The 733-nt window shown below is 30.3% G+C and carries 1 protein-coding gene and 1 pseudogene; one reads left to right on the top strand and one right to left on the bottom strand.

The features are described from left to right. A pseudogene (locus tag AMO08_RS03680) lies at window positions 1–180 on the top strand (FAD-dependent thymidylate synthase); the annotation flags it as partial. Here the strand turns inward: AMO08_RS03680 and AMO08_RS03675 are convergent. Then, on the bottom strand, window positions 161–733 hold a 573-nt coding region (locus AMO08_RS03675; RefSeq protein ID WP_075485290.1), incomplete at its 5' end, for a P-loop NTPase. The pseudogene AMO08_RS03680 and the gene AMO08_RS03675 overlap by 20 nt on opposite strands.

The following is a 733-nucleotide window of genomic DNA, read 5'->3' as shown; positions in this document are numbered from 1 at the left end:
ATAACTTATGATGCTTTTATGGATTATAGAGTTGGTGGAACCGAGATTTCTGCAAAAGGAAAATTAATTATCCAAAAACTTATTAAAGGTGAAAATGTAGATGTTGAAAGTTCTGGTCTGTCTAAAAGAGAGTGGAATGAATTAATGATTGCTTTTGATCTTAAAGATAAGTTGATTTAATTTTTTCAGCAAAGTTTAAATATATTTTTGAAATTTTATGTTCAGGGTCAGCTTCAACAATTGGCTTTCCTTCATCACCAGTTTTACCAACCTCAGGATTAATTGGTATTTCACCTAAAAATTCTTTTTGAAATTCTTTTGCAGTCTTTTTAACACCATCTTCTCCAAAAATTTTATATTTTTTTCCATCATCACCAATAAAAAAACTCATGTTATCAACTAAACCCAAAATTTTTACTCCTAGCTTATCAAACATTTTTATACCTCTTTTAACATCTAAAAGAGCTACTTCTTGAGGTGTGCTTACAATTATTGCACCATCCATTTTAATTTCTTGAGAAAATGTAAGTTGAGTATCACCAGTTCCTGGAGGCATATCTACAATAATAAAATCTAAATCTTTCCAATTCACTTTTTGAGTAAATGTTTTAATTGCACTTGTTACCATAGGACCACGCCATATCATCGGTGTTTGCTGGTCTGCTAAAAAACCAATCGACATACACTGAATATCGTATTTAATGATTGGATCTAATTTTTGGCCATCACTTTT

It is taken from the genome of Candidatus Pelagibacter communis, assembly GCF_001180205.1.
Lineage (GTDB): Bacteria > Pseudomonadota > Alphaproteobacteria > Pelagibacterales > Pelagibacteraceae > Pelagibacter > Pelagibacter ubique_O.
Note: the sequence above shows the minus strand (reverse complement) of the source record. Positions and strands in the feature narration are given on the sequence as shown.